The organism is Pseudomonas boreofloridensis (assembly GCF_030580795.1).
Lineage (GTDB): Bacteria > Pseudomonadota > Gammaproteobacteria > Pseudomonadales > Pseudomonadaceae > Aquipseudomonas > Aquipseudomonas boreofloridensis.
In genome coordinates this window covers 1-20,243 of sequence record NZ_JAUQOQ010000006.1, presented here as the reverse complement: position 1 = coordinate 20,243, position 20,243 = coordinate 1, and the positions used below count along the sequence as shown (strand labels likewise).

At 65.0% G+C, this 20,243-nt stretch carries 17 protein-coding genes; 7 read left to right on the top strand and 10 right to left on the bottom strand.

Annotated features, from left to right (window positions below; genetic code table 11):
- Positions 1-19: 19 nt before the first annotated feature.
- Complete coding sequence (gene pstS / locus Q6A47_RS09155) at positions 20-1,048, bottom strand: phosphate ABC transporter substrate-binding protein PstS (RefSeq protein ID WP_039578172.1); 1,029 nt, start codon at positions 1,046-1,048, stop codon at positions 20-22.
- Positions 1,049-1,261: 213 nt separating this feature from the next.
- On the opposite strand from pstS, the gene Q6A47_RS09150 reads away from it, so the two are divergent.
- Both Q6A47_RS09150 and treS read left to right on the top strand, forming a co-directional pair.
- Entirely contained in the window at positions 1,262-2,356 is a 1,095-nt protein-coding gene (locus tag Q6A47_RS09150) for a catalase family protein (protein ID WP_295481815.1), read from the top strand.
- A gap of 93 nt (positions 2,357-2,449) precedes the next feature.
- Positions 2,450-4,519, top strand: coding sequence for a maltose alpha-D-glucosyltransferase (treS, locus tag Q6A47_RS09145; protein ID WP_304484088.1), 2,070 nt, complete (start codon positions 2,450-2,452; stop codon positions 4,517-4,519).
- Positions 4,520-4,575: 56 nt separating this feature from the next.
- Here treS and Q6A47_RS09140 read toward each other — a convergent pair whose 3' ends face one another.
- The 4 genes from Q6A47_RS09140 to Q6A47_RS09125 form a co-directional block, all read right to left on the bottom strand.
- Positions 4,576-5,898: a c-type cytochrome gene (locus Q6A47_RS09140; RefSeq protein WP_304484087.1), complete on the bottom strand. Its 1,323-nt coding sequence runs from the start codon at positions 5,896-5,898 to the stop codon at positions 4,576-4,578.
- 11 nt (positions 5,899-5,909) lie between these two features.
- A complete protein-coding gene (locus tag Q6A47_RS09135; protein WP_295481810.1) occupies positions 5,910-7,679 on the bottom strand; it encodes a GMC family oxidoreductase in 1,770 nt (589 codons plus the stop codon).
- A 37-nt stretch (positions 7,680-7,716) separates the two neighbouring features.
- The gene (locus tag Q6A47_RS09130) at positions 7,717-8,436 is read right to left on the bottom strand and encodes a gluconate 2-dehydrogenase subunit 3 family protein (protein WP_039578181.1); all 720 of its coding nucleotides are present in this window, start codon (positions 8,434-8,436) and stop codon (positions 7,717-7,719) included.
- A gap of 200 nt (positions 8,437-8,636) precedes the next feature.
- Positions 8,637-8,942, bottom strand: a complete 306-nt coding sequence (locus tag Q6A47_RS09125; protein ID WP_029613572.1) for a DUF6482 family protein — start codon at positions 8,940-8,942, stop codon at positions 8,637-8,639.
- A gap of 120 nt (positions 8,943-9,062) precedes the next feature.
- Here Q6A47_RS09125 and Q6A47_RS09120 point away from each other — a divergent pair, with 120 nt between their 5' ends.
- The 4 genes from Q6A47_RS09120 to Q6A47_RS09105 all read left to right on the top strand — a co-directional run bounded on the left by Q6A47_RS09120 (position 9,063) and on the right by Q6A47_RS09105 (position 13,809).
- Entirely contained in the window at positions 9,063-9,833 is a 771-nt protein-coding gene (locus Q6A47_RS09120) for an SDR family NAD(P)-dependent oxidoreductase (protein ID WP_116888420.1), read from the top strand.
- A 175-nt stretch (positions 9,834-10,008) separates the two neighbouring features.
- Positions 10,009-11,259 (top strand): MFS transporter, encoded by a 1,251-nt coding sequence (locus tag Q6A47_RS09115; protein ID WP_295481805.1) that lies wholly within the window; start codon positions 10,009-10,011, stop codon positions 11,257-11,259.
- 7 nt (positions 11,260-11,266) lie between these two features.
- Complete coding sequence (locus Q6A47_RS09110; RefSeq protein WP_304484083.1) at positions 11,267-12,520, top strand: arsenic transporter; 1,254 nt, start codon at positions 11,267-11,269, stop codon at positions 12,518-12,520.
- A 104-nt stretch (positions 12,521-12,624) separates the two neighbouring features.
- Positions 12,625-13,809: an MFS transporter gene (locus Q6A47_RS09105; protein ID WP_039578190.1), complete on the top strand. Its 1,185-nt coding sequence runs from the start codon at positions 12,625-12,627 to the stop codon at positions 13,807-13,809.
- Positions 13,810-13,819: 10 nt separating this feature from the next.
- Here the strand turns inward: Q6A47_RS09105 and Q6A47_RS09100 are convergent, their stop codons facing one another.
- The 3 genes from Q6A47_RS09100 to Q6A47_RS09090 form a co-directional block, all read right to left on the bottom strand.
- Positions 13,820-14,764, bottom strand: coding sequence for a LysR family transcriptional regulator (locus Q6A47_RS09100; RefSeq protein ID WP_039578192.1), 945 nt, complete (start codon positions 14,762-14,764; stop codon positions 13,820-13,822).
- Between the two features lie 33 nt (positions 14,765-14,797).
- On the bottom strand, positions 14,798-16,651 hold the full coding sequence (locus tag Q6A47_RS09095) for an ABC transporter ATP-binding protein (protein WP_304484079.1): 1,854 nt from the start codon (positions 16,649-16,651) through the stop codon (positions 14,798-14,800).
- 84 nt (positions 16,652-16,735) lie between these two features.
- Complete coding sequence (locus tag Q6A47_RS09090; RefSeq protein ID WP_029613568.1) at positions 16,736-17,263, bottom strand: hypothetical protein; 528 nt, start codon at positions 17,261-17,263, stop codon at positions 16,736-16,738.
- 175 nt (positions 17,264-17,438) lie between these two features.
- On the opposite strand from Q6A47_RS09090, the gene Q6A47_RS09085 reads away from it, so the two are divergent.
- Positions 17,439-18,296, top strand: coding sequence for an SDR family oxidoreductase (locus Q6A47_RS09085; protein WP_304484077.1), 858 nt, complete (start codon positions 17,439-17,441; stop codon positions 18,294-18,296).
- 67 nt (positions 18,297-18,363) lie between these two features.
- Here the strand turns inward: Q6A47_RS09085 and nfuA are convergent, their stop codons facing one another.
- Together nfuA and Q6A47_RS09075 are read right to left on the bottom strand one after the other, a co-directional pair.
- The gene (gene nfuA, locus Q6A47_RS09080) at positions 18,364-18,948 is read right to left on the bottom strand and encodes a Fe-S biogenesis protein NfuA (RefSeq protein ID WP_029613566.1); all 585 of its coding nucleotides are present in this window, start codon (positions 18,946-18,948) and stop codon (positions 18,364-18,366) included.
- Positions 18,949-19,007: 59 nt separating this feature from the next.
- Positions 19,008-20,033, bottom strand: coding sequence for an acyltransferase family protein (locus tag Q6A47_RS09075; RefSeq protein WP_029613565.1), 1,026 nt, complete (start codon positions 20,031-20,033; stop codon positions 19,008-19,010).
- Between the last annotated feature and the right edge of the window lie 210 nt (positions 20,034-20,243).

Here is a 20,243-nt window from a genome sequence, read left to right as displayed (position 1 = left end):
GCGCGCAACCTGACGAGTCTTACTTGATGTTCTCGGCGGCCTTGCGAACCTTCTCGACCACCGACGCCGGCAGCGGGATGTAACCCATCGAGTCGGCGATCTTCTGGCCTTCGGTCAAGCTGTACTCGACCATTTCACGCATGGCCTTGGCCTTGGCCGGGTTGCCGTTGTCCTTGCGGAAGATCATCCAGGTGTAGGACGTGATCGGATAGGACTTGGCGCCATCCGGATCCGGCAGCCAGGCCACCAGGTTCTCCGGCATGTTCACCGCCGCCAGCGCCTCGGCACCGCTTTCGGCGTTCGGCACTACGTACTGGCCAGCCTTGTTCTGCAGGGCAGCGAAGTCGACCTTGGCCAGCTTGGCGAAGCCGTATTCGATGTAGCCGATGGCACCTGGGGTCTGGCGTACGGTGGCGGTCACGCCATCGTTCTTCGGCGACTTGATGAACTTGTCGGTCGCCGGCCAGTTGACGGTGTTGCCCTCACCCAGGGTCTGCTTGAAGTCTGGATTGATGGCCGACAGGTGCTTGGTGAACACCGCGGTGGTACCGCTGGAGTCAGCGCGCACGACGACGGTGATCGGCGTGGCCGGCAGTTTCAGCTCAGGGTTGGCGGCAGCGATCTTCGGATCGTTCCACTGGGTGATCTTGCCCAGGAAGATGTCCGAGTAGACCTCGCGCGGCAGCTTCAAGCCCTTGGGGTTGCCCGGCAGGTTGTAGGCCAGGACGATCTCGCCCGCGGTCATCGGCAGCAACTGCACGCCTTCTGCCACCTTGGCAATTTCTTCGTCTTTCATGGCCGAGTCGCTGGCGGCGAAATCGACGGTCTTGTTCAGGAAGTCCTGGACACCGGCACCGCTACCTTTTGACTGGTAGTCGACGGTGACGCCGTCGGTCTTCTTGCTGAAATCCTTGAACCAGGTCAGGTAGATCGGGGCCGGGAAGCTGGCGCCGGAACCTGTCAGGCGGACGTTCTCTGCAGCGAAGGTCGAAGTGGCGCTGAGCGAGACCGCAACGGCGAGTGCAGCAGATTTCATCAGGCGTATCATGGAAAAGCGCTCCGTGTGATGGCCGGGACACTGTGCAGCAGCTGTGTGACAACTTTGTGACTATTGAATGGCAGAGTTGCTGGTCATCGCCGTTGGTCGTGGCGAAATGCCTGCAATGCGAACCTGTGCAACCCCGCCGCAGTCCCCTCTTCAGGCACCGAAAAAGAGCGCCAAGGGCCCGTGATGCCCTCTGTCCTGACCTGGAGAATCTCGATGACCGACCAAGCCCCCGCTTCCTCCACACCGCTGCGCTTCGAGCCCGGCTTCGAGCAGATCCCCGACGACGAGGCGCAGACCAGCCAGGAGCTGGCCGACACCCTGAGGTCGATCATGCAGAAGACCTTCGAGGACCGCGGCCACGCCGACCGCAGCGTGCACGCCAAGGGCCACGGCCTGCTGCAAGGCACCCTGACCGTGCTCGACAACCTGCCGCCGCACCTGGCCCAGGGCGCCTTCGCCAAGCCCGGCACGCTGCCGGTGTACCTGCGCCTGTCCACCAATCCGGGCGATATTCTCGACGACAAGGTCTCTACCCCGCGCGGCCTGGCGATCAAGCTGGTCGGCGTGGAGGGTCCGCGCCTGCCGGGCAGCGAAGGCGACATCACGCAGGACTTCGTCATGCAGAACGCCAAGGCCTTCACCGCCGCCACGCCCAAGCAGTTCCTCAAGACCTTGAAACTGCTGGCCAAGACCACCGACAAGATGCCGCGCACCAAAGAAGTGATGTCGGCCGTGCTGCGCGGCACCGAGGCGGTGATCGAGGCGCTGGGCGGTGAGAGCGGCACGCTCAAGAGCCTGGGCGGCCATCCGCAGACTCATATCCTTGGCGAAACTTTCACCACTGTGGCGCCGCTGCTGTATGGCGACCACTACGCCAAGCTGGCACTGGTGCCAGTGTCCCCGGCGCTCACCGCACTGACCGATCAACATGTGGACTTCGACGGAGACCCCAACGGTCTGCGCTCGGCCGTGACCCGCTACTTCGAGCAACAAGGCGGGGAGTGGGAGCTGCGGGTGCAATTGGCCACCGACCTGGAAAAGATGCCGATCGAAGACGCCTCGGTACAGTGGCCGGAAGACCTCAGCCCCTACGTGACGGTCGCGCGCGTCGAGGTGAAACCGCAGTTCACCTGGTCCGACGACAAGGTCAGGACGATCGACGACGGTATGGCGTTCAGCCCCTGGCACGGCTTGGCCGCACACCGCCCACTGGGCGGCGTGATGCGCGTGCGCAAGCCCTCTTATGAAATGTCGTCGGCGTTCCGCGCTCGTCACAACGGTTGCCCGATCCACGAGCCCAAAGGCTAGCGTCCGACTGGATCGGCACACGCGGTCGGAACGAACGATTGGCGTCCTGGGCCGTCATAAAAACTGCCCATGGACGCCGCCGAGGAACCTTGCATGACCCGACCCGATGATGCCTACATCCAGTGGCTGGAAGAGCGCTCGATGCTGCAAGCCTCCCAGCAGCGCGCCCGCCTCTATGCCGGCCAGTCGCGGCTGTGGCAGAACCCCTACGCCGAAGCCCAGCCGCGCCGCGCCAGCGAAATCGCCTCGGTGTGGCTGACGGTCTACCCCGACGCCATCATTGCCCCGGAGGGTAGCAGCGTGCTGTCCGCCCTGGGCCACGAAGCCCTGTGGAAGCGCCTGTCCGAAATCGGCATCCAGGGCATTCACACCGGCCCGATCAAGCAGTCAGGCGGCATCAGCGGTCGGCAGACCACCCCCAGCATCGACGGCAACTTCGACCGCATCAGCTTCGATATCGACCCGTTGTACGGCACCGAGCAGGAACTGGTGCAGATGAGCCGACTGGCCGCCGCACACAATGCGGTGACCATCGACGACCTGATTCCCTCGCACACCGGCAAAGGCGCGGACTTCCGCCTGGCCGAGCTGGGGCATGGCAGCTATCCGGGGCTTTACCACATGGTCGAGATCCGCGAAGAAGACTGGCCGCTACTGCCCGACGTGCCGCCGGGCCGTGACGCGGTCAACCTGCTGCCGGCCGTTTGCGATGAACTCAAGCAGCGCCATTACATCGTCGGTCAGTTGCAGCGGGTGATCTTCTTCGAGCCCGGTGTCAAGGAGACCGACTGGAGCGCCACCCCGCCGATCGTCGGGGTGGATGGCAAGACCCGACGCTGGGTCTATCTGCACTACTTCAAGGAAGGCCAGCCGTCGTTGAACTGGCTGGATCCCACTTTCGCGGCCCAGCAGATGATCATCGGTGACGCCCTGCACGCGCTCGATTGCCTCGGCGCGCGCGGCCTGCGCCTGGATGCCAATGGCTTCCTCGGCGTGGAGATTCGCGCTGAAGGCACTGCCTGGTCCGAAAGCCATCCGCTGTCGCTGACCGGCAACCAACTGATCGGCGGCATGATCCGCAAGGCCGGCGGCTTCAGCTTCCAGGAGCTGAACCTGACCCTGGACGACATCGCGCAGATGTCCAAGGGCGGCGCCGACTTGTCTTATGACTTCGTCACTCGCCCGGCCTACCAGCACGCGCTGCTCACCGGCGACACCGAGTTCCTGCGCCTGATGCTCAAGGAGATGCACGCGTTCGGCATCGACCCGGCCTCCTTGATCCACGCCTTGCAGAACCACGACGAACTGACCGCCGAACTGGTGCATTTCTGGACCCTGCACGCCCATGACATGTACCTGTACAAGGGCCAGACCCTGCCTGGCAGCGTGTTGCGCGAGCACATTCGCGAAGAGATCTACGAACGCGCCTCCGGCGAGCATGCGCCCTACAACCTGCGCTTCGTCACCAACGGCATTTCCTGCACCACCGTCAGCCTGATTACCGCAGCACTGGGAATTCGCGACCTGGAGCAGATCGGCGCGGCCGATATCGAACGGATCCAGCGGGTGCACCTGCTGCTGGTGATGTACAACGCCATGCAGCCGGGGGTGGTGGCAGTGTCCGGCTGGGACATGGTCGGCGCCCTGCCCTTGCCCGCCGAAGCGGTGGCCGAGCGCATGGGTGATGGCGACACGCGCTGGATTCACCGGGGCGGCTACGACCTGGCGGGGCTGAATCCAGACGCGCAGGCCTCGGTGCGCGGCATGCCACGCGCCCGCAGTCTGTATGGCAGCCTGGATGAGCAGCTGCAGCGTCCGGATTCGTTCGCCAGTCAGGTCAAGAAGCTGTTGGCCGTGCGTCAGGCCTACGGCATCGCGGCCAGCCGCCAGGTATTGGTGCCCGAGGTCAGCAGCCCCGGCTTGCTGGTGATGGTCCATGAGTTGCCGGCGGGCCGTGGCACCCAGATCAGCGCGTTGAACTTCGGCGCCGAGCCCATCAGCGAAACCTTGCAACTGACCGGTTTCCAACCCGGCCCGGTGGTGGACATGATCAACGAAACCGTCGAAGGCGACCTGGATGAGGACGGCAAGCTGCTGATCAACCTCGATCCGTTCGAAGCCTTGTGCCTGCGTATCGTCAACAGCAGCGGCCACCACGCCTGAAGTCGCGCTGGCAGCCCCGCAGGCAACCATTGCCGGGGCTGCCCATCCCTACTGCATCATGGCTTCGCGCTGATGGCCTGGCGGATTTCACGCACCTCATCGACGCTGACCGCCGCCGCTTGGTTGGACCAGCCCTGACGCAGGAACGACGCCAACTCCGCTACCTCCTGGTCGTCGAGTCGCTTGGCGAAGCCTGGCATCGGCAGCACCGAAGGCGCTCGGGCGGTCGAAGGGGTGCTGGCGCCTTGAAGAATGACCTGGATCAGCGCCTGCGGACTTTGGGCATTCACCACGGTGGCGCCATCCAGACGCGGGAACACCTGCTCGGCCCCTCGGCCGGAGACGAAGTGGCAGGCGTTGCAGTTGTCCAGGTAAAGGCGCTCGCCCAGGGTCAGATCCTTGGCCGCCGTGAGCTTGGCCGCCGTCTGTGCACTGCGCGCCTCATTGTCCTGCCCAGATGCGGTGTCAGTCGGCGCCAGCGACTTGAGGTACGCCGCCATGGCCTGCAGGTCGGTGTCGCTCATGTGCGAAGTGCTGTGCAGGATGACGTCGGTCATTTCGCCGGCTACCGCGGCCTTGGCATTGCGCCCGGTGCCCAGGTAGTCGACCAGTTCCTGCGTGCTCCAGTGCGGCAGGCCGCGCAACGCTGGCACATTCCAGCCGTTGAGCTGGGTGCCGGAGAGGTACACAGGTGAGCGTTCGTCCAAGGCCTTTTCCTGAAGGGTCAGCGCACGCGGCGTGTGGCAGGAACCACAGTGGCCTAGTCCCTGCACCAGGTAAGCACCGCGGGCGATGTCGCGCGGTTCGCTAGCCGGCGTTTCAGGCGTCGGCGCGGGTGCGAACAGTGCCCGCCAATAGGCCAGAGGCCAACGGATCGACAGCGGCCAGGGCACAGCGTTGGCCTTGTTGGCCTGCTCCACCGCTGGCACGCCTTGCATGAAGTAGGCATAGAGCGCCTGCGTGTCGGCATCGGTGACCTTGGCATACGACGGATACGGCATGGCCGGGTACAGCGCACTGCCGTCGTGACCGACACCGCGACGCAACGCGCGCTCGAACTCACCGTAGGTCCAGTCACCGATCCCGGTACGCTTGTCTGGCGTGATGTTGGTCGAGTACAGCGTACCGATCGGCGACGCGATACCCAGCCCTCCAGCGAAGGCTTTGCCGCCCTCGCGGGCCGTGTGGCAGGCCACGCAGTCGCCGACCCTGGCCAGGTAGGCGCCCTGCTCGATCAGCTCAGGCGTGACGGCCACGTTCATCTGCGCCTGGGCATCGCCCACACGGTTCAGCCAGACGGCCAGCAGCCAGGCCAGGCATGCCGCCACCAGGACCAGCACCAGCAACTTGAGCAGCCACGAGCGCTTGCGGTGTTTCATCGCTACCCCCCTCATGCCTGCACCAACGGGCCGGGGTTCTTCAAGTACTGATCCTTGATGGCCTGGGCCGAAAACAGCGTCAACGCCCCGATCAGCGCCGTCGGATTGGCCTGGAAGTTCTGCGGGAAGGCATTGCCGCCGGGCACGAACACGTTGTGCACGTCCCAGCTCTGCAGATAGCGGTTCAGCGCGCTGGTGCGTGGCGAGTCGCCCATCACCGCACCGCCGACGTTGTGGGTGGAGACGTACTTGGTGATGTCCCAGTGGTCATCCATGCCGAGGAAGTTCTCGCTGTAGCTGTCCGGTCCCAATTCGCGGGTGATGTCGCGCACGATGCCGCGCAGGTACTGCTGCAACTTCAGCTCGTTGGGCTTCCAGTCGAAGGTGATACGCAGCAGCGGCTGACCCCAAGGGTCTTTGTAGGTCGGGTCGAGGTCGACGTAGTGGCCTCGGTAGGACATGCAGCCGGTGGAGATGCTGACCTTCATCGAGTGCCCGTACCAGTCCTGCATGCCTTCCTTCCAGGCCTGCCCCCACTGCGGCGTGCCGGCCGGCAGCGCGGTGCCGATCGGCGCACCGGTGGCTTGGGAACTGTGGATCTTGGCGCCGCCGATGATGCCCAGGCCCGGCCCGTCGAAGTTGCCCGGAGAGATGTCGTTGAACATCTGCCCGGTGGCCCCGGCGGTGGCGAAGGGGTTGAAGCGCCGGCCTTTGAAGAACAAGGTGGTGTCGCCGACGCTGAGGTACGCGTAGTTACGACCTATGACGCCTTCGCCGCTGATCGGATCATAGGGCTTGCCGATACCCGACAGCAGCATCAGCCGCACATTGACGAACTGGAACGCGGCCAACACCACGATCCGCGCAGGCTGGAACACTTCATTGCCTTGGCCGTCGATGTAAGTGATGCCACGGGCCGTCTTGCCATCAGGGTGCAGTTCGACCCGCAGCACATTGGCGTTGACCCGGTAATCGAAATTGTCCATGCGCTTGAGTGCATCGAGCACGGCGGTCTGCGGCGAGGCCTTGGAGTAGTTCAGGCACGGGTACTTGCTGCAGAACCCGCAGTAATTGCACGGCGCGATCTGATTGCCGTAGGGGTTCTTCCAGGCCCGCGAGACATTGGCCGACGGGTTGGGAAATGGGTGGTAACCCAACGTGCGCGCCGCTTGGGCGAACATCGTGTTGTTCAGCGTGTCCTCGAGCGCCGGCAGTGGAAAAGGACTGGAGCGCGGTCCCTCGAACGGGTCGCCGCCGACCATGATCTGCCCGCCGAGGTTGCCGGTGTTGCCCGACAGGCCACAGATCTTGTCGAAACGGTCGAGGAACGGCTCGATCTCTTCCCAGGTGAAGGGGTAATCCTGGATCTGCATGTCGGCGGGCAGCACACCTGGAGCGTAGGCTTGATCGGCGTAGGTCTTGAGCTTGAGGTCGGTCGGCGTGGGCCGGATCAGCACGCCCGTCCAGTGCAGACCAGAGCCGCCGACCCCAGTGCCCGGCACGAAAGCGCCCCACTGGCGGGTGGGCAACGCGGTGCCTTGCAGGTTGTGGCGCACCGTCAGCGCGCCATCCTTGGGTGCGAGCATGATCTTGTTGCGTACCCCATAGGCATACTGATCGGCCGGCTTGGGGTAGCTGAAATCGGCATTGCGGCGGTCCTCGCCACGCTCGAAGGCGCGTACCTTGAGGCCGGCCTGGGCCAGTTCGATGCTCATCAGCGAGCCGGTCCAGCCCAGGCCGACCACAGCCACGTCGACTTCGTCATTGGTTAGCGTTGCCATGCACACCCCTTGCTTGCGAAAACGTCGGAAACCTGGCTCATGCCCGCTCTCCCGTCAGGCTCACCGGCCCGAGCGGGTAGACCACTTCGTGCTGCGCCACCCACTCCAGATAGCTGGCCCGCGCGCCTGGGAAGCCGATGGCGACCCAGGCCTTCATGCCCTTGTTGCCGCCATAGATCGGGTCGGCCAGCCAGCCCTGGCGAGTCAGGTTGAGCAGCTCGTTGAAAAACAACGTGCTGCTCATCAACGGCTCGCCGTGCTCGGCGAAGTCGATCTCGCCCGCCTGCAGGCGATGCAACGTCTGCTCCTGCGCGCCCAGCGACAACAGCGCAAAGGGATGGCCATAATTCATCAGCGAAGCGTGCTCCACGGCAGAAATGCCTTTGTGGAAAATCTCCTGCAGGGTGTAGGGCAACTGATAGCCCAACGTCGCCGGCGCCTGGGGCTCGAAGGGGCCTTGCAGGTAGACCTCGCTGCCCAGGCCCGCTGCCAGTTGCTGGTCGATGAAGATCGGTACATTGGTTTCCAATGCGCCGGGACCACGGCCGTCGGCGGGGATCAGGCGGTCGCAGGCGGCCAGCAGAAAGGTCCACTCACTGCGGCTGAAAAAGGTCGGGGAATAACGCTCAAGGCTCGGCGCGATCATCTCGGCGGCCAGCGCCGCGCTCAGGCCCTTGACGGTGACGCCCAGCGCCGGCAAGGCGATCAAGGACGACAGCAGGAACTTGCGGCGTGAAGATTGTTTGGCTGACAACATCGGTTTCCACCTGTGACCAAGCACTCAGCATCGCCGTGGCGGCCTGCTCCAAGCAGGGGCACGAAAACGAATTGCAGCGTGCAGGCGTTGGATAACGCGCGGCAGGGATACAGGCCCTGGCGCGTCGAGTTACAAAATGTTACCCAAAGTGGACCCGCTTACGTGCGACATCGTTCCGCCAAGCTGTCAGCCATTTGCCATCACCACGGACGATCCATCGACAGCGGCACCCGCAGCGGCGCCAGCGGGCCGTCGCGCAAGCCGCACATTTCGTCGTGAACCACGTGTTGCACCAGCCAGCACGGCAGCGTCGGGGTATCGGCCAGCACCTGGCGTACCTCGGTGGTAGAGCGCAGGCGCATCACCTCGCCGTGTTCGTCATGCAGCGACAGCGGGCCGTCGCCGGTGAACGCACGCAGCACGTAGAAGCCGCCTTCCAGGGACAGCACTTCCAGTTCGTTGATGCGGCCGGCCGCGGCCATCTCGTTCAGTTGCTGAATGTTCATGGGACCTCGCACGCCTATCGGTTTAGGATGATCAGCGTGCAAAGTTGTACACGCTTGATTATTTGTACAAGCTCAGCCCGATTAATTCCCAAAATCTCATGAGATCGACAGGAGTCGAAGATGGCATTGATTGCAGAGCTGCCAGGTCCAGGTCAGGTGCTGGTCTGCGGCGCCAGTCGCGGCATCGGTCTCGCGCTGTGCCAACGCCTGCTGGCACGCAGCGATGTCGAACGGGTATTCGCGGTGTCGCGTCGAGCCACCGCCAGCCAGGCGCTTCAGACGCTGGCGCAACAACACCCTGGACGCCTGGTGCTGCTGGACTGCGATGCCCGTGACGAGTCGGCACTGGCCGACCTGGCCAGCGCCCTGCGCCAGCAGTGCAGCCATCTGCACCTGGTGCTGTGCACCCTGGGCGTCCTGCATGAGGCGCCGGCCCGGCCCGAAAAGTCACTGGCGCAGTTGGACCTGGCCAGCCTGCAGGCGGCGTTTCTCAGCAACAGCTTCGCGCCGATCCTGTTGCTGAAGCACCTCGCGCCACTACTGCGCCAGCATCCGGCCACCTTTGCCGCACTCTCGGCGCGGGTCGGCTCCATCGGCGACAATCACCTCGGCGGTTGGTACAGCTACCGGGCCAGCAAGGCGGCGCTGAATCAACTGCTGCGCACCGCGAGCATCGAGTTGCGGCGACTGAATCCGCTGTCGACGGTGCTGATGCTGCACCCCGGCACCACCGACACCGACCTGTCCCAGCCCTTCCAAGCCAATGTGCCGGCAGAGCGACTATTCGAACCGGCCTTCACGGCCGAGCGCCTGCTGGACCTGGTCGCCCGTCACGGCCCTGCGCACAACGGTGCGTTCCTGGCCTGGGACGGGCAGCCGATCGAGTGGTGAGCGGGCCTGGAACCTATCGCCTGACGCCACAGTCATTGTGCTCAGAGACTGCCTGATCAGGAGCCGACGGCCACCCCAATCATCGACCACCTGGGTTCACTTCGTTTGCACCGACTCACGGCGCCGCCGCTCGCGCGGCCCGTGTCCTGCTCTTGGGCCTCATCGAGATGCCATCTTGGACAACCACACCCCTCTCGCTTCGCACCAACGCGGCCTGGACTGGCTGAACTTCTTCCTCGCCGATGTCCGTGACGGCCTGGGCCCCTACCTGGCGATTTACCTGCTGGCCGTGCACCAATGGCAGCCGGCGAGCATCGGCCTGGTGATGAGCCTGGCCGGGATCGCCGCGCTGGTGGCGCAGACCCCAGCCGGAGCGCTGATCGACCGCACCCCGGCCAAACGGGCGGTGGTGGTGATCGCGGCCCTGCTGGTGACCGGCAGTTGCCTGCTGCTGCCGCTGATGGCCTCGTTCAGCCTGGTGGCCCTGACCCAGACCATCAGCGCCCTGGCCGGCTCGGTGTTCGCACCGGCCATCGCCGCCATTTCTCTGGGCATCACCGGGCCCAAGGCATTCACCCGGCGCATGGGTCGCAACGAATCGTTCAACCATGCCGGCAACGCCTTCTCGGCGCTGCTGGCGGGGGGGCTGGCCTATCTGTACGGGCCGGTGGTGGTGTTCTACCTGATGGCAGTGATGACGGTGGCCAGTGTCATCGCCGTGAGCCGCATTCCGGCAGCGGCGATCGATCACCAGGTGGCGCGGGGGCTGGGTCACGGGCCAGCCGGGGACGCCGCGCCCGCCGGCTTCAAGCTGCTCTTGCACAACCGTACCCTGCTGCTGTTCGCCGTGTGCTGCGCGTTGTTCCACCTGGCCAACGCAGCCATGCTGCCGCTAGTGAGCCAGAAGCTGTCGCAGGTGGACCTGCGCCTGGCCACGCCCTTGACCTCGGCCTGCATCGTCGCCGCACAACTGGTGATGGTGCCGATGGCGCTGCTGGTGGGCGCCAAGGCCGAGCACTGGGGACGCAAGCCGTTTCTGCTGGTGGGCTTCCTGATTCTGCCGCTGCGCGGTGCGCTGTACGTGGTCTCGGACAATCCGTTCTGGCTGGTCGGGGTGCAATTGCTCGACGGCATTGGCGCCGGGATTTTCGGCGCGCTGTTCCCGATCATCGTCAAGGACCTGACCGAGGGCACCGGCCGCTTCAACGTCAGCCTCGGCGCCTTGACCGCGATCTTTGGCCTGGGCGCAGCGTTGAGCCCCGGCATCGCTGGCCTGGTGGTGCAGTCCTCAGGCTATGATGCGGCCTTTCTGACCCTGGCCGGAATCGCCGCCGTGGCCTTCGTGCTGGTGCTGGTGGCCCTGCCGGAAACCCACCCCCGTTCGAGCGATACGCCGACGGTCATGCCGACCCCCGCTGGAAACTGAACCACCCATGAGTTTTTCTACGAGCACCTTGATTATCTGGACGGTGGCCGCGTTGGCCACCGGCGGCGTCATCCTGCGCCCATGGCGCATCCCCGAATACGTCTGGGCACTGGGCGGGGCGCTGCTGCTGACCGTGCTGGGGCTGATTCCACTACCCGCCGCGCTGCACGCCGTAGCCGAAGGTGGCGACGTCTATCTGTTCCTCATCGGCATGATGGTGTTGGCCGAACTGGCGCGCCAGGAAGGGCTGTTCGACTGGTTGGCGCGCTATGCCGTGGTGCACGCGCGCGGCTCCGGCCAGCGCCTGTTCGACCTGGTGTTCCTGGTCGGCACCCTGGTCACCGTGTTCCTGTCCAACGACGCCACCGCCGTGGTGCTCACCCCTGCCGTGTATGCAGCGTGCAAGGCAGCGAAAGCCAATCCCCTGCCCTACCTGTTCATCTGCGCGTTCATCGCCAACGCCGCCAGTTTCGTGCTGCCGATCTCCAACCCGGCCAACCTGGTGGTGTTCGGCAGCCAGATGCCGCCGCTGCTGGACTGGTTGCGTCAGTTCAGCCTGCCGTCATTGGCGGCCATCGTGCTGACCTACCTGGCCCTGCGCCTGACCCAGCGCCAGCAGATCAGCCAGCCACTGGCGCTGAGCATCGACCCGCAACCGCTGTCGCGGGGCGCGCGCCTGTGCGCGCTCGGCATCGTGCTGACGGGCGCGCTGCTGTTGTTGGCTTCGGCCCTGGATACACCGCTGGGCCTGCCGACGTTCTGTGCCGGGGTGGCGACCACCGCGCTGATCCACCTGAGCCAGCGGCGCAGCCCGATGCCAGTGCTGCGGCAGGTGGCCTGGGGCGTCCTGCCTCTGGTGGCGGGCTTGTTCGTGCTGGTCGAAGCCGTGGCCCAGACCGGCGTGATCCGTCAGTTGGCCCAGTCCTTGGCGGCGCTGGCCCACGACGCACCGACCCAGGCAAGCTGGGCCGCCGGCATTGGCGTGGCAATCGCCAGCAACCTGATGAACAACCTGCCCACCGGGCTGATCGCCGGCTCCATGGGGCACCTGGCCGAATTGCCGGTGCAGACCACCGCTGCACTGCTGATTGGCGTGGACCTGGGGCCGAACCTGTCGATCACCGGCTCGCTGGCAACCCTGCTGTGGCTGGTCGCCATTCGCCGTGAAGGCGAACAGGTCGGCGCCTGGCAGTTCCTGCGCCTGGGCATGGTAGTCATGCCGCCCGCACTGCTGGCGGCACTGCTGGCACTGACGCTGTAACGAGGACCAATTACTGAATTCAGTTCATTAGTTTCGGGAATTAATGCCAGAAAAGGGAAATGGATTAACGAATAGACTGATCGGCCTTCACATCGAGCCCGATCATGTCCGTCTACCAAACGCCCCCTCTGGCAGCACCTTCCACGCAGAAGACCGGGATCAGCATCGCGATCCTGGCCTTCTCGGCTTTTCTGATTGTCACCACTGAATTCCTCATCGTCGGCTTGCTGCCGCAGATCGCGCGCGATCTGGATCTGTCGGTTTCAGCCGCCGGGCAACTGGTCACCCTGTTCGCCTTCACCGTCATGCTGCTCGGTCCGCCCCTGACCGCCGCGCTCTCCCACCTCGACCGCAAGCGCCTGTTCATCGCGATCCTGTGCCTGTTCGCGGCGACCAACGCCTTGGCCGCCGTGGCGCAGAACTTCACCGTGCTGGCCATTGCCCGCATCGTGCCGGCCATGGCGCTGCCGGTGTTCTGGGGCACGGCGAGCGAAACCGCCGGGCATCTGGCCGGAAAACAGCACGCCGGGCGCGCGGTTGCCAGGGTCTACCTGGGCATCTCGGCGGCCATGTTGCTGGGCATTCCGCTGGGCACGGTCGCCTCCACGCTGATCGGCTGGCGCGGGGCGTTCTGGGTGCTGGCCGGGCTGTCGTTGCTGATGGCCGTGGCGCTGTGGTGGCTGATGCCCCAGGTCGCCCGCACGGCGAAACTGGACCTGCGCCAGCAGGCGACGATCTTCAAGGACGCCTATTTCGTGGGCAATGTGCTGCTGTCGGTGGTGGTCTTCACGGCGATGTTCATCGGCTACACCTACCTGGCCGATCTACTGGAGCGCGTGGCTGGCGTGCCGCCCGCGCAGGTCGGCTGGTGGCTGATGGGCTTCGGTGCGGTCGGCCTGATCGGCAACTGGATCGGCGGCAAGCTCGTCGATCGCTCGCCGCTCAATGCCACCCGGCTGTTCCTGATCCTGCTGGCGCTGGGTATGGCAGCGTTGGTTCCCGTCGCCCACTCCACCGTGCTGCTGTGCGCCGTGCTGGGGCTGTGGGGCATCGCCAACACCGCGCTGTACCCCATCTGTCAGGTGCGGGTGATGGCCTGCGTGTCGCAGGCCAAGGCCCTGGCGGGCACCAGCAACGTGTCGGCGGCCAATGCCGGCATCGGCCTGGGCGCAATCATCGGCGGGCTGACCCTGACGCACCTGGGCACCGACTGCCTGGGCTACGTGGCCGCCTGCGTCGCGCTGCTGGCCTTGGTGCTGTTGGCGGTGGTTCGGCGGCTCGCGCCCTGACCGGCAGCGCTCATTGTGCCGTGTCAGGCGGCGCAGGCCGTCTGCCGTGGGCGCACAGGCGCGGCGCCAGGTAGTCGAGCAGGGCGCGGACCTTGGGCAGGTTTTCCCGGCTCTTCAACCAGACCAGGTTGATCGGCAAGCCATCGGTGGACAGTTCAGGCAACACCTCCACCACGCTGCCTTGCTCCATGTGCGGTTGGGTCAGCCAGGTGGGCAACTGGGCGATACCGAGCCCCGCCAACACGGCCGCCACCTCGCCTTCGCCATCGCCGACGGCGATGCGCGAAGGCATGCTGCGTCGCTCGATGTCCCCGGCCTCGCGGCCCTTGAGGTACCACGGCCCGACACCGCCATCACGCTGGCCATAGACCACGCAGGCATGGCCGTGCAATTGGGCCTGATCACGGGGCTCGCCATGGCGTTGCAGATACCGGGGTGCTGCGCAGAACACCAGGCGCTGCGCACCGAGGAACTGGTGCCCTAGACTGGCTGGCCAGGCATCGGGACCACCGATACGCACCACGATGTCGATGCCTTCGGCCACCGGATCGACGAAACGGTCGGTGAAGGACACATGCGGATCGACCTTGGGAAACAGGTGCAGAAAATCCAGGATCAGCGGCAGCACGTGCAGGCGTCCGAAAGACGCCGGCAAGTCGATGCGTACCCTGCCCTGCGGCGTTTCGCTGTCGTTGAGCAACGCCGACTCCACGTCCTCCAGCTCGCCCAACACGCGGGTGCAGGTGCGCTGGAAGGTCACCCCGGCCTCAGTCAGTGCCAGGGTGCGGGTGGTCCGCTCGAACAACCGCACGCCCAACCGTGCCTCCAAGCGCGCCACGCTCTTGCTGACCGCCGAGGCGGTGAGGTTCAAGCGCTCTGCCGCGGCAGTGAAGCTGGCGCACTCGGCCACCGCGACGAACACGTCGAGGCCTTTGAGCCGCTCAGAAGTGTGCATGGGCGTGCCCCTGCCTAGACGACCGGCTCGGGCTCATTCGGCGGCCTCCAGCACACCCTGGTCTTCGCCGAGGAAGCCTCCGCTCTGGTGCTGCCAAAGCCGGGCGTAGGTGCCGTCGCGCGCCAGCAGCTCGGCATGGGTGCCCTGCTCGATGATGCGCCCTTCGTCCATCACGATCAGCCGGTCCATGGCGGCGATGGTCGACAAGCGGTGGGCGATGGCGATCACCGTCTTGCCCTGCATCATCTCGTCGAGGCTTTCCTGGATGGCCACTTCCACCTCCGAGTCCAGCGCGCTGGTGGCTTCGTCGAGCAGCAGGATCGGCGCGTTCTTGAGCATGACCCGCGCGATCGCCACGCGCTGGCGCTGGCCGCCGGAGAGCTTGATGCCGCGCTCGCCGACCAAGGTGTCGTAGCCGGTATGGCCCTGGCGGTCGCTGAGCTGGCGGATGAAGTCGTCGGCCTGGGCGTCGACGGCGGCCTGGCGGATCTGCGCTTCGGTGGCGTCAGGCCGGCCGTAGGCGATGTTGTCGCGAATCGAGCGGTGCAACAGCGAGGTGTCCTGGGTGACCATGCCGATGGCACTGCGCAAGCTGTCCTGGGTGACCTGGGCGATATCCTGGCCGTCGATGCGGATCTGTCCTTGGTCGACGTCGTGGAACCGCAGCAGCAGGTTGATCAAGGTCGACTTGCCGGCCCCGGAGCGGCCTACCAGGCCGATCTTCTCGCCGGCACGGATCTCCAGACTCAGGCCATCGAGCACCTGACGTTCGCCGTTGTAGTTGAAGTGCACGTTGTCGAAGCTCACGGCCCCGCCCTGGGTCTGCAGCACACCGGCACCGGGCGCGTCCTGCACCTTGGGACCGGTGGCCAGGGTGGCCATGCCGTCCTGCACGGTGCCGATGCTCTCGAACAGCGAGGTCATCTGCCACATGATCCAGTGCGACATGCCATTGATGCGCAGCGCCATGGCGGTAATCGCCGCCACCGCACCGGCGCCGACCTGACCCTGATGCCAGAGCCACAGGGCATAGCCGCCGGCACTCATGATCAAACCGACCACCAGCGCCTGATTGGCGATCTCGAACTGGCTGACCAGGCGCATCTGTCGGAAACCGGTGTGCTTGAAGTCTTCCATCGCCGCCCGGGCGAAATGCGCCTCGCGCTTGGAATGGGAGAACAGCTTGACCGTGGTGATGTTGGTGTAGGCGTCCGACACCCGTCCGGTCATGGACGAGCGGGCGTTGGCCTGCTCCTGCCCCACTTTGCCCAGGCGCGGCACGAAGTACAGCATGGTCAGTCCGAACAGCAGCAACCAGGCCACGAACGGCAGCATCAACTTCGGCGCGAAGCCACCCGCCAGGGCGATGATGGCCACGAAGTACACCCCGATACCCGGCAGGATCTCGATCAAGGTGAACAGCACCTCGCGCACCGCCAGGGCGGTCTGCATCACCTTGGTGGTCACCCGCCCGGAGAACTCATCGGAAAAGAACGACAGGCTCTGGCGAAGCATCAGACGGTGGAAATCCCACCGCAGGCGCAGAGGCAAATTGATCGCCAGGACCTGGTGCTGGACCATGGTGCGTGCAGCCACCAGCGCAATGCTGATCACCAGTACGGCGCCGACGCCCCACAGCACGCGAGTCTCCTCGGCGGTTACGGCTTCGCCGACCTGCCATTTGGCCAGCAGGTCCACCACTTGTCCGAGAAAGGCGAACAGCCAGGCTTCATACACCGACACCGCGGCGCTCAGCAGTGCCAGGGCGACGATGTAGCCGCGCGCGCCGCGGGTGCAGGCCCACATGAAGCGCGCCAGCCCCATGGGCGGTGGCGGGGCCTCGTCGGGCGGGAAAGGGTCAAGCCAGCGTTCGAGTACACGCAGCATGAAGGTCTCCAGACACAGGAAAAGGAAGGGATTCTGCCAGATGGGCGGCCGTGCTGACTGTAAGTGAAATGTGAAGGCGGTCCGTCAACCCAGCTGAATGAACAGCGCGTAACCGCCCAAAATCACCCAGAACGCCAGGAAGATCCACGGCGTGCGCAGGGAAAACAGCAGCGACTTGCGATGCGACGCCCGTGAGGTCTCGGCCTCGGCGAACAGCGGCGACTCGTCGTAAGCCAGGCCCATCAGCGGTTCGCTGCGCAGTAGATTGCTCTGCTTGAGCTGCCAGTGGTCGATGATCTTGTAGGCGGCATGGATCCCCGGCCAGGCGTTGAGCGAACTGAGCACGCCCAGCAGCGCCAGGAAGGGCGGCACCAGCAACGTGAACATCTGCCCCCAGCTCTCATTGAGGTTGCTCATGGCGGAGACGAAGGCGATGACCAGGAAGGATTGCGCGGTGAGGTAGGCGTCGGTGCGGTTGGCCAGGATGGTGGTCTCGTACTGGATTTCCCGGCGATAGAAATCCAGGCGCTCTTTCGGCGAGCCGAACATCCGTGCTTCGCGCTCGCTGGAGATTTCATGCTCGGGGGTAGCGGGGGTGATGATGCGTGGCACGCGATCGCTCCTGATCGTTGTGTGACTCGATAGGGGATAGAGACAGGCGCGCGAGAAAGATTCAGATCAATCGCCCGCTGACCGTTTGTCGTGGCAGGCGGATATCCGTTCCAACCCTGAGCACTGGCTCGCTTCATAGGCAAAGAGACCTTTTTCTTCAGCAGGAGTGACCGCCATGCGCAACTACCCCACCCCACCGTTCGCCTCGCAGCCGCAGACCGTGCCCGGCAGCCAGAAGCACATGGACCCGGTACCCGATTGCGGCGAACAGTCTTACACCGGCAGCGGTCGGCTGACGGGCAAGAAGGCGCTGATAACCGGGGGTGACAGCGGCATCGGCCGCGCGGTGGCCATCGCCTATGCCCGCGAGGGCGCCGATGTGGCCATTGCCTACCTCGACGAGCACGAAGACGCCAAGGACACCGCCAAATGGGTGGAGGCCGAAGGTCGTGAGTGCCTGTTGCTGCCGGGCGATCTGGCGCAGAAACAGCACTGCCACGACATCGTCAGCAAAACCGTCGGGCAGTTCGGGCACATCGACATTCTGGTCAACAACGCGGCGTTCCAGATGTCGCATGAAACCCTCGACGAAATCGACGACGAGGAATGGGTGAAGACGTTCGACATCAACATCACCGCCATCTTCCGCATCTGCAAGGCGGCGCTGCCGTCCATGCCGCGCGGCAGTTCGATCATCAACACCAGTTCGGTGAACTCCGACGACCCGTCGCCAAGCCTGCTGGCCTATGCCACCACCAAAGGCGCCATCGCCAACTTCAGCGCGGGGCTGGCGCAGATGCTCGGCCCGCAGGGCATCCGGGTCAACAGCGTGGCGCCAGGCCCGATCTGGACACCCTTGATCCCCGCGACCATGCCGGATGAGGCGGTGCGCAACTTCGGTTCGAAAACGCCGCTGGGACGGCCAGGACAGCCGGTGGAGGTGGCGCCGATCTATGTGCTGCTGGGCTCGGACGAGAGCAGCTACATTTCCGGGTCGCGCTATGCGGTGACCGGCGGCAAGCCGATCCTGTGAGGGGCTTGCACTGAATGCGATTGGGGCCGCACACTGCGGCCCCAATGCGTCACGCCTTCCACTGGACTCAGTAGTAGGCGTTCTCTTTCTGACTGTGGTCAGTCACATCGCGCACGCCTTTCAGCTCCGGCACCCGCTCGAGCAGGGTGCGCTCGATACCGTCCTTGAGCGTCACGTCGGCCTGGCCGCAGCCCTGGCAACCGCCGCCGAATTGCAACACGGCGATACCGTCCTCGACCACGTCGATCAGGCTCACCTGCCCACCGTGGCTGGCCAGACCCGGATTGATCTCGGTCTGCAGGTAGTAGTTGATGCGCTCGTTGAGCGGGCTGTCTTCGTTGACCATCGGCACCTTGGCGTTCGGCGCCTTGATGGTCAGTTGCCCGCCCATGCGATCGGTGGCGTAGTCCACCAGCGCGTCTTCGAGAAACGGCTCGCTGACGGCATCGATGTAAGCGGTGAAGCTCTTCAGACCCACGGCGGTGTCGTCAGGCTTCTCTTCGCCCGGCTTGCAATACGCGATGCAGGTCTCGGCGTACTGGGTGCCCGGCTGGGTGATGAAGACGCGGATGCCGATCCCGGGCGTGTTCTGCTTGGAAAGCAGATCGGCCAGATAATCATGGGCGGCGTCGGTAATGGTTATAGCGCTCATGGAAGTTCCTCACAGACTTGCCGTGCAGTGTACGCCAAAGCCCGGCATCGGACAAAGTCCTAGTATTTGACTCGGGATAGCGCCGGTGCAGCCTGGTTCGTGGCGAACTGCGCCTTCAATCGCCGGTACAGGCCGCACTCCAGCCACTGGTAACTGAACCACGACAGCAAGCCGATGGCCGGCACGCAGACGGCGAACACCAGGTACGGGTTCAGCGCCAGGCGCTGGCTGACGAACCAGCCGGCCCAGAGCACCAGCACGTGGATCAGGTACACCGAGTAGGAACAATCGCCCAGCGCCTTGAGCACCCGGTTGCCGCGAAAGTACGGCTCCAGGGCGATGAACGCCAGCACCACCATGGCACTGGGCAAGCCCCAGTGCAGCAGGCGTTGCGAGGCGTCGAGCCGATACAACGCAAAGCCGGCCGCGACCAGCACCGCCAAAGGCAGCCAGAGTCCCTCGCGGATCAAACCACGGCGGTACAGCACGCCCAGCCCGATCCCCAGCACGAACTCGTAGATGATGTCGTTGTTGTAGAAGCGGCTGAGCACACCAAGACGGCCGAGCACTTCACTGACCAGCAGCAACGCAGCGGTGACCAGAATCAGGTGGTGGCGCTGGCGCACCAGAAAGGCCAGGCCGAACAGCAGGTAGAAGAACATCTCGAAGTTCAGCGTCCAGCCGACGTTGAGCGTTGGATAGAGGCCGTAGCCACCGGGGTTTTCGGACGGCACGAACAACAGCGACAGCAGCAGATGCTGCCAGTCGAACACCTGATGCGGCATCCAGCGACTGGCCGCCAGCAGCATCACGGCCATGAGCAAGGTGTAGAACCAGTAGGCCGGGACGATGCGCAGCACGCGGTTGAGGAGGAATTCGCGGGGCGCGATGTCTTTGTCGCGGGTCGAGAGGTAGATCACCAGACCACTGATGACGAAGAAGATGTCCACGCCCACCGCACCGCGTTCGGCGAGCAGGCGGCCCACGGGGCCGTCGGCATGGAAGTCGAAGAAGATCTGCATGAAGTGGTGGCAGACCACCACCCAGGCGGCGAACGCGCGGAGCGCCTGAAGCGAATACAGCATGGGTTGTCCTGCGATTGTCGGTGCATTCAGGCCGGGGGGGGGGGGGGGGGGGGGGGGGGGGGGGGGGGGGGGGGGGGGGGGGGGGGGGGGGGGGGGGGGGCGGGGGGGGGGGGGGGGGGGGGGGGGGGGGGGGGGGGGCGGGTGTGGGGGCGGTCGTTTGTGCTGGGCTCTCCTGGTGCTCGTCCTCGTATGTAAGTCAACAACACAGTG

What these genes read in the sequence shown, in the direction of transcription:
- Q6A47_RS09135 (WP_295481810.1), bottom strand. Translation starts at nt 7,679, where the DNA reads ATGGCAACGCTAACCAATGACGAAGTCGACGTGGCTGTGGTCGGCCTG.
- Q6A47_RS09075 (WP_029613565.1), bottom strand. Translation starts at nt 20,033, where the DNA reads ATGCTGTATTCGCTTCAGGCGCTCCGCGCGTTCGCCGCCTGGGTGGTG.
- Q6A47_RS09130 (WP_039578181.1), bottom strand. Translation starts at nt 8,436, where the DNA reads ATGTTGTCAGCCAAACAATCTTCACGCCGCAAGTTCCTGCTGTCGTCC.
- Q6A47_RS09150 (WP_295481815.1), top strand. Translation starts at nt 1,262, where the DNA reads ATGACCGACCAAGCCCCCGCTTCCTCCACACCGCTGCGCTTCGAGCCC.
- Q6A47_RS09100 (WP_039578192.1), bottom strand. Translation starts at nt 14,764, where the DNA reads ATGCACACTTCTGAGCGGCTCAAAGGCCTCGACGTGTTCGTCGCGGTG.
- Q6A47_RS09085 (WP_304484077.1), top strand. Translation starts at nt 17,439, where the DNA reads ATGCGCAACTACCCCACCCCACCGTTCGCCTCGCAGCCGCAGACCGTG.
- Q6A47_RS09095 (WP_304484079.1), bottom strand. Translation starts at nt 16,651, where the DNA reads ATGCTGCGTGTACTCGAACGCTGGCTTGACCCTTTCCCGCCCGACGAG.
- Q6A47_RS09110 (WP_304484083.1), top strand. Translation starts at nt 11,267, where the DNA reads ATGAGTTTTTCTACGAGCACCTTGATTATCTGGACGGTGGCCGCGTTG.
- Q6A47_RS09125 (WP_029613572.1), bottom strand. Translation starts at nt 8,942, where the DNA reads ATGAACATTCAGCAACTGAACGAGATGGCCGCGGCCGGCCGCATCAAC.
- Q6A47_RS09120 (WP_116888420.1), top strand. Translation starts at nt 9,063, where the DNA reads ATGGCATTGATTGCAGAGCTGCCAGGTCCAGGTCAGGTGCTGGTCTGC.
- nfuA (WP_029613566.1), bottom strand. Translation starts at nt 18,948, where the DNA reads ATGAGCGCTATAACCATTACCGACGCCGCCCATGATTATCTGGCCGAT.
- Q6A47_RS09105 (WP_039578190.1), top strand. Translation starts at nt 12,625, where the DNA reads ATGTCCGTCTACCAAACGCCCCCTCTGGCAGCACCTTCCACGCAGAAG.
- treS (WP_304484088.1), top strand. Translation starts at nt 2,450, where the DNA reads ATGACCCGACCCGATGATGCCTACATCCAGTGGCTGGAAGAGCGCTCG.
- pstS (WP_039578172.1), bottom strand. Translation starts at nt 1,048, where the DNA reads ATGATACGCCTGATGAAATCTGCTGCACTCGCCGTTGCGGTCTCGCTC.
- Q6A47_RS09140 (WP_304484087.1), bottom strand. Translation starts at nt 5,898, where the DNA reads ATGAAACACCGCAAGCGCTCGTGGCTGCTCAAGTTGCTGGTGCTGGTC.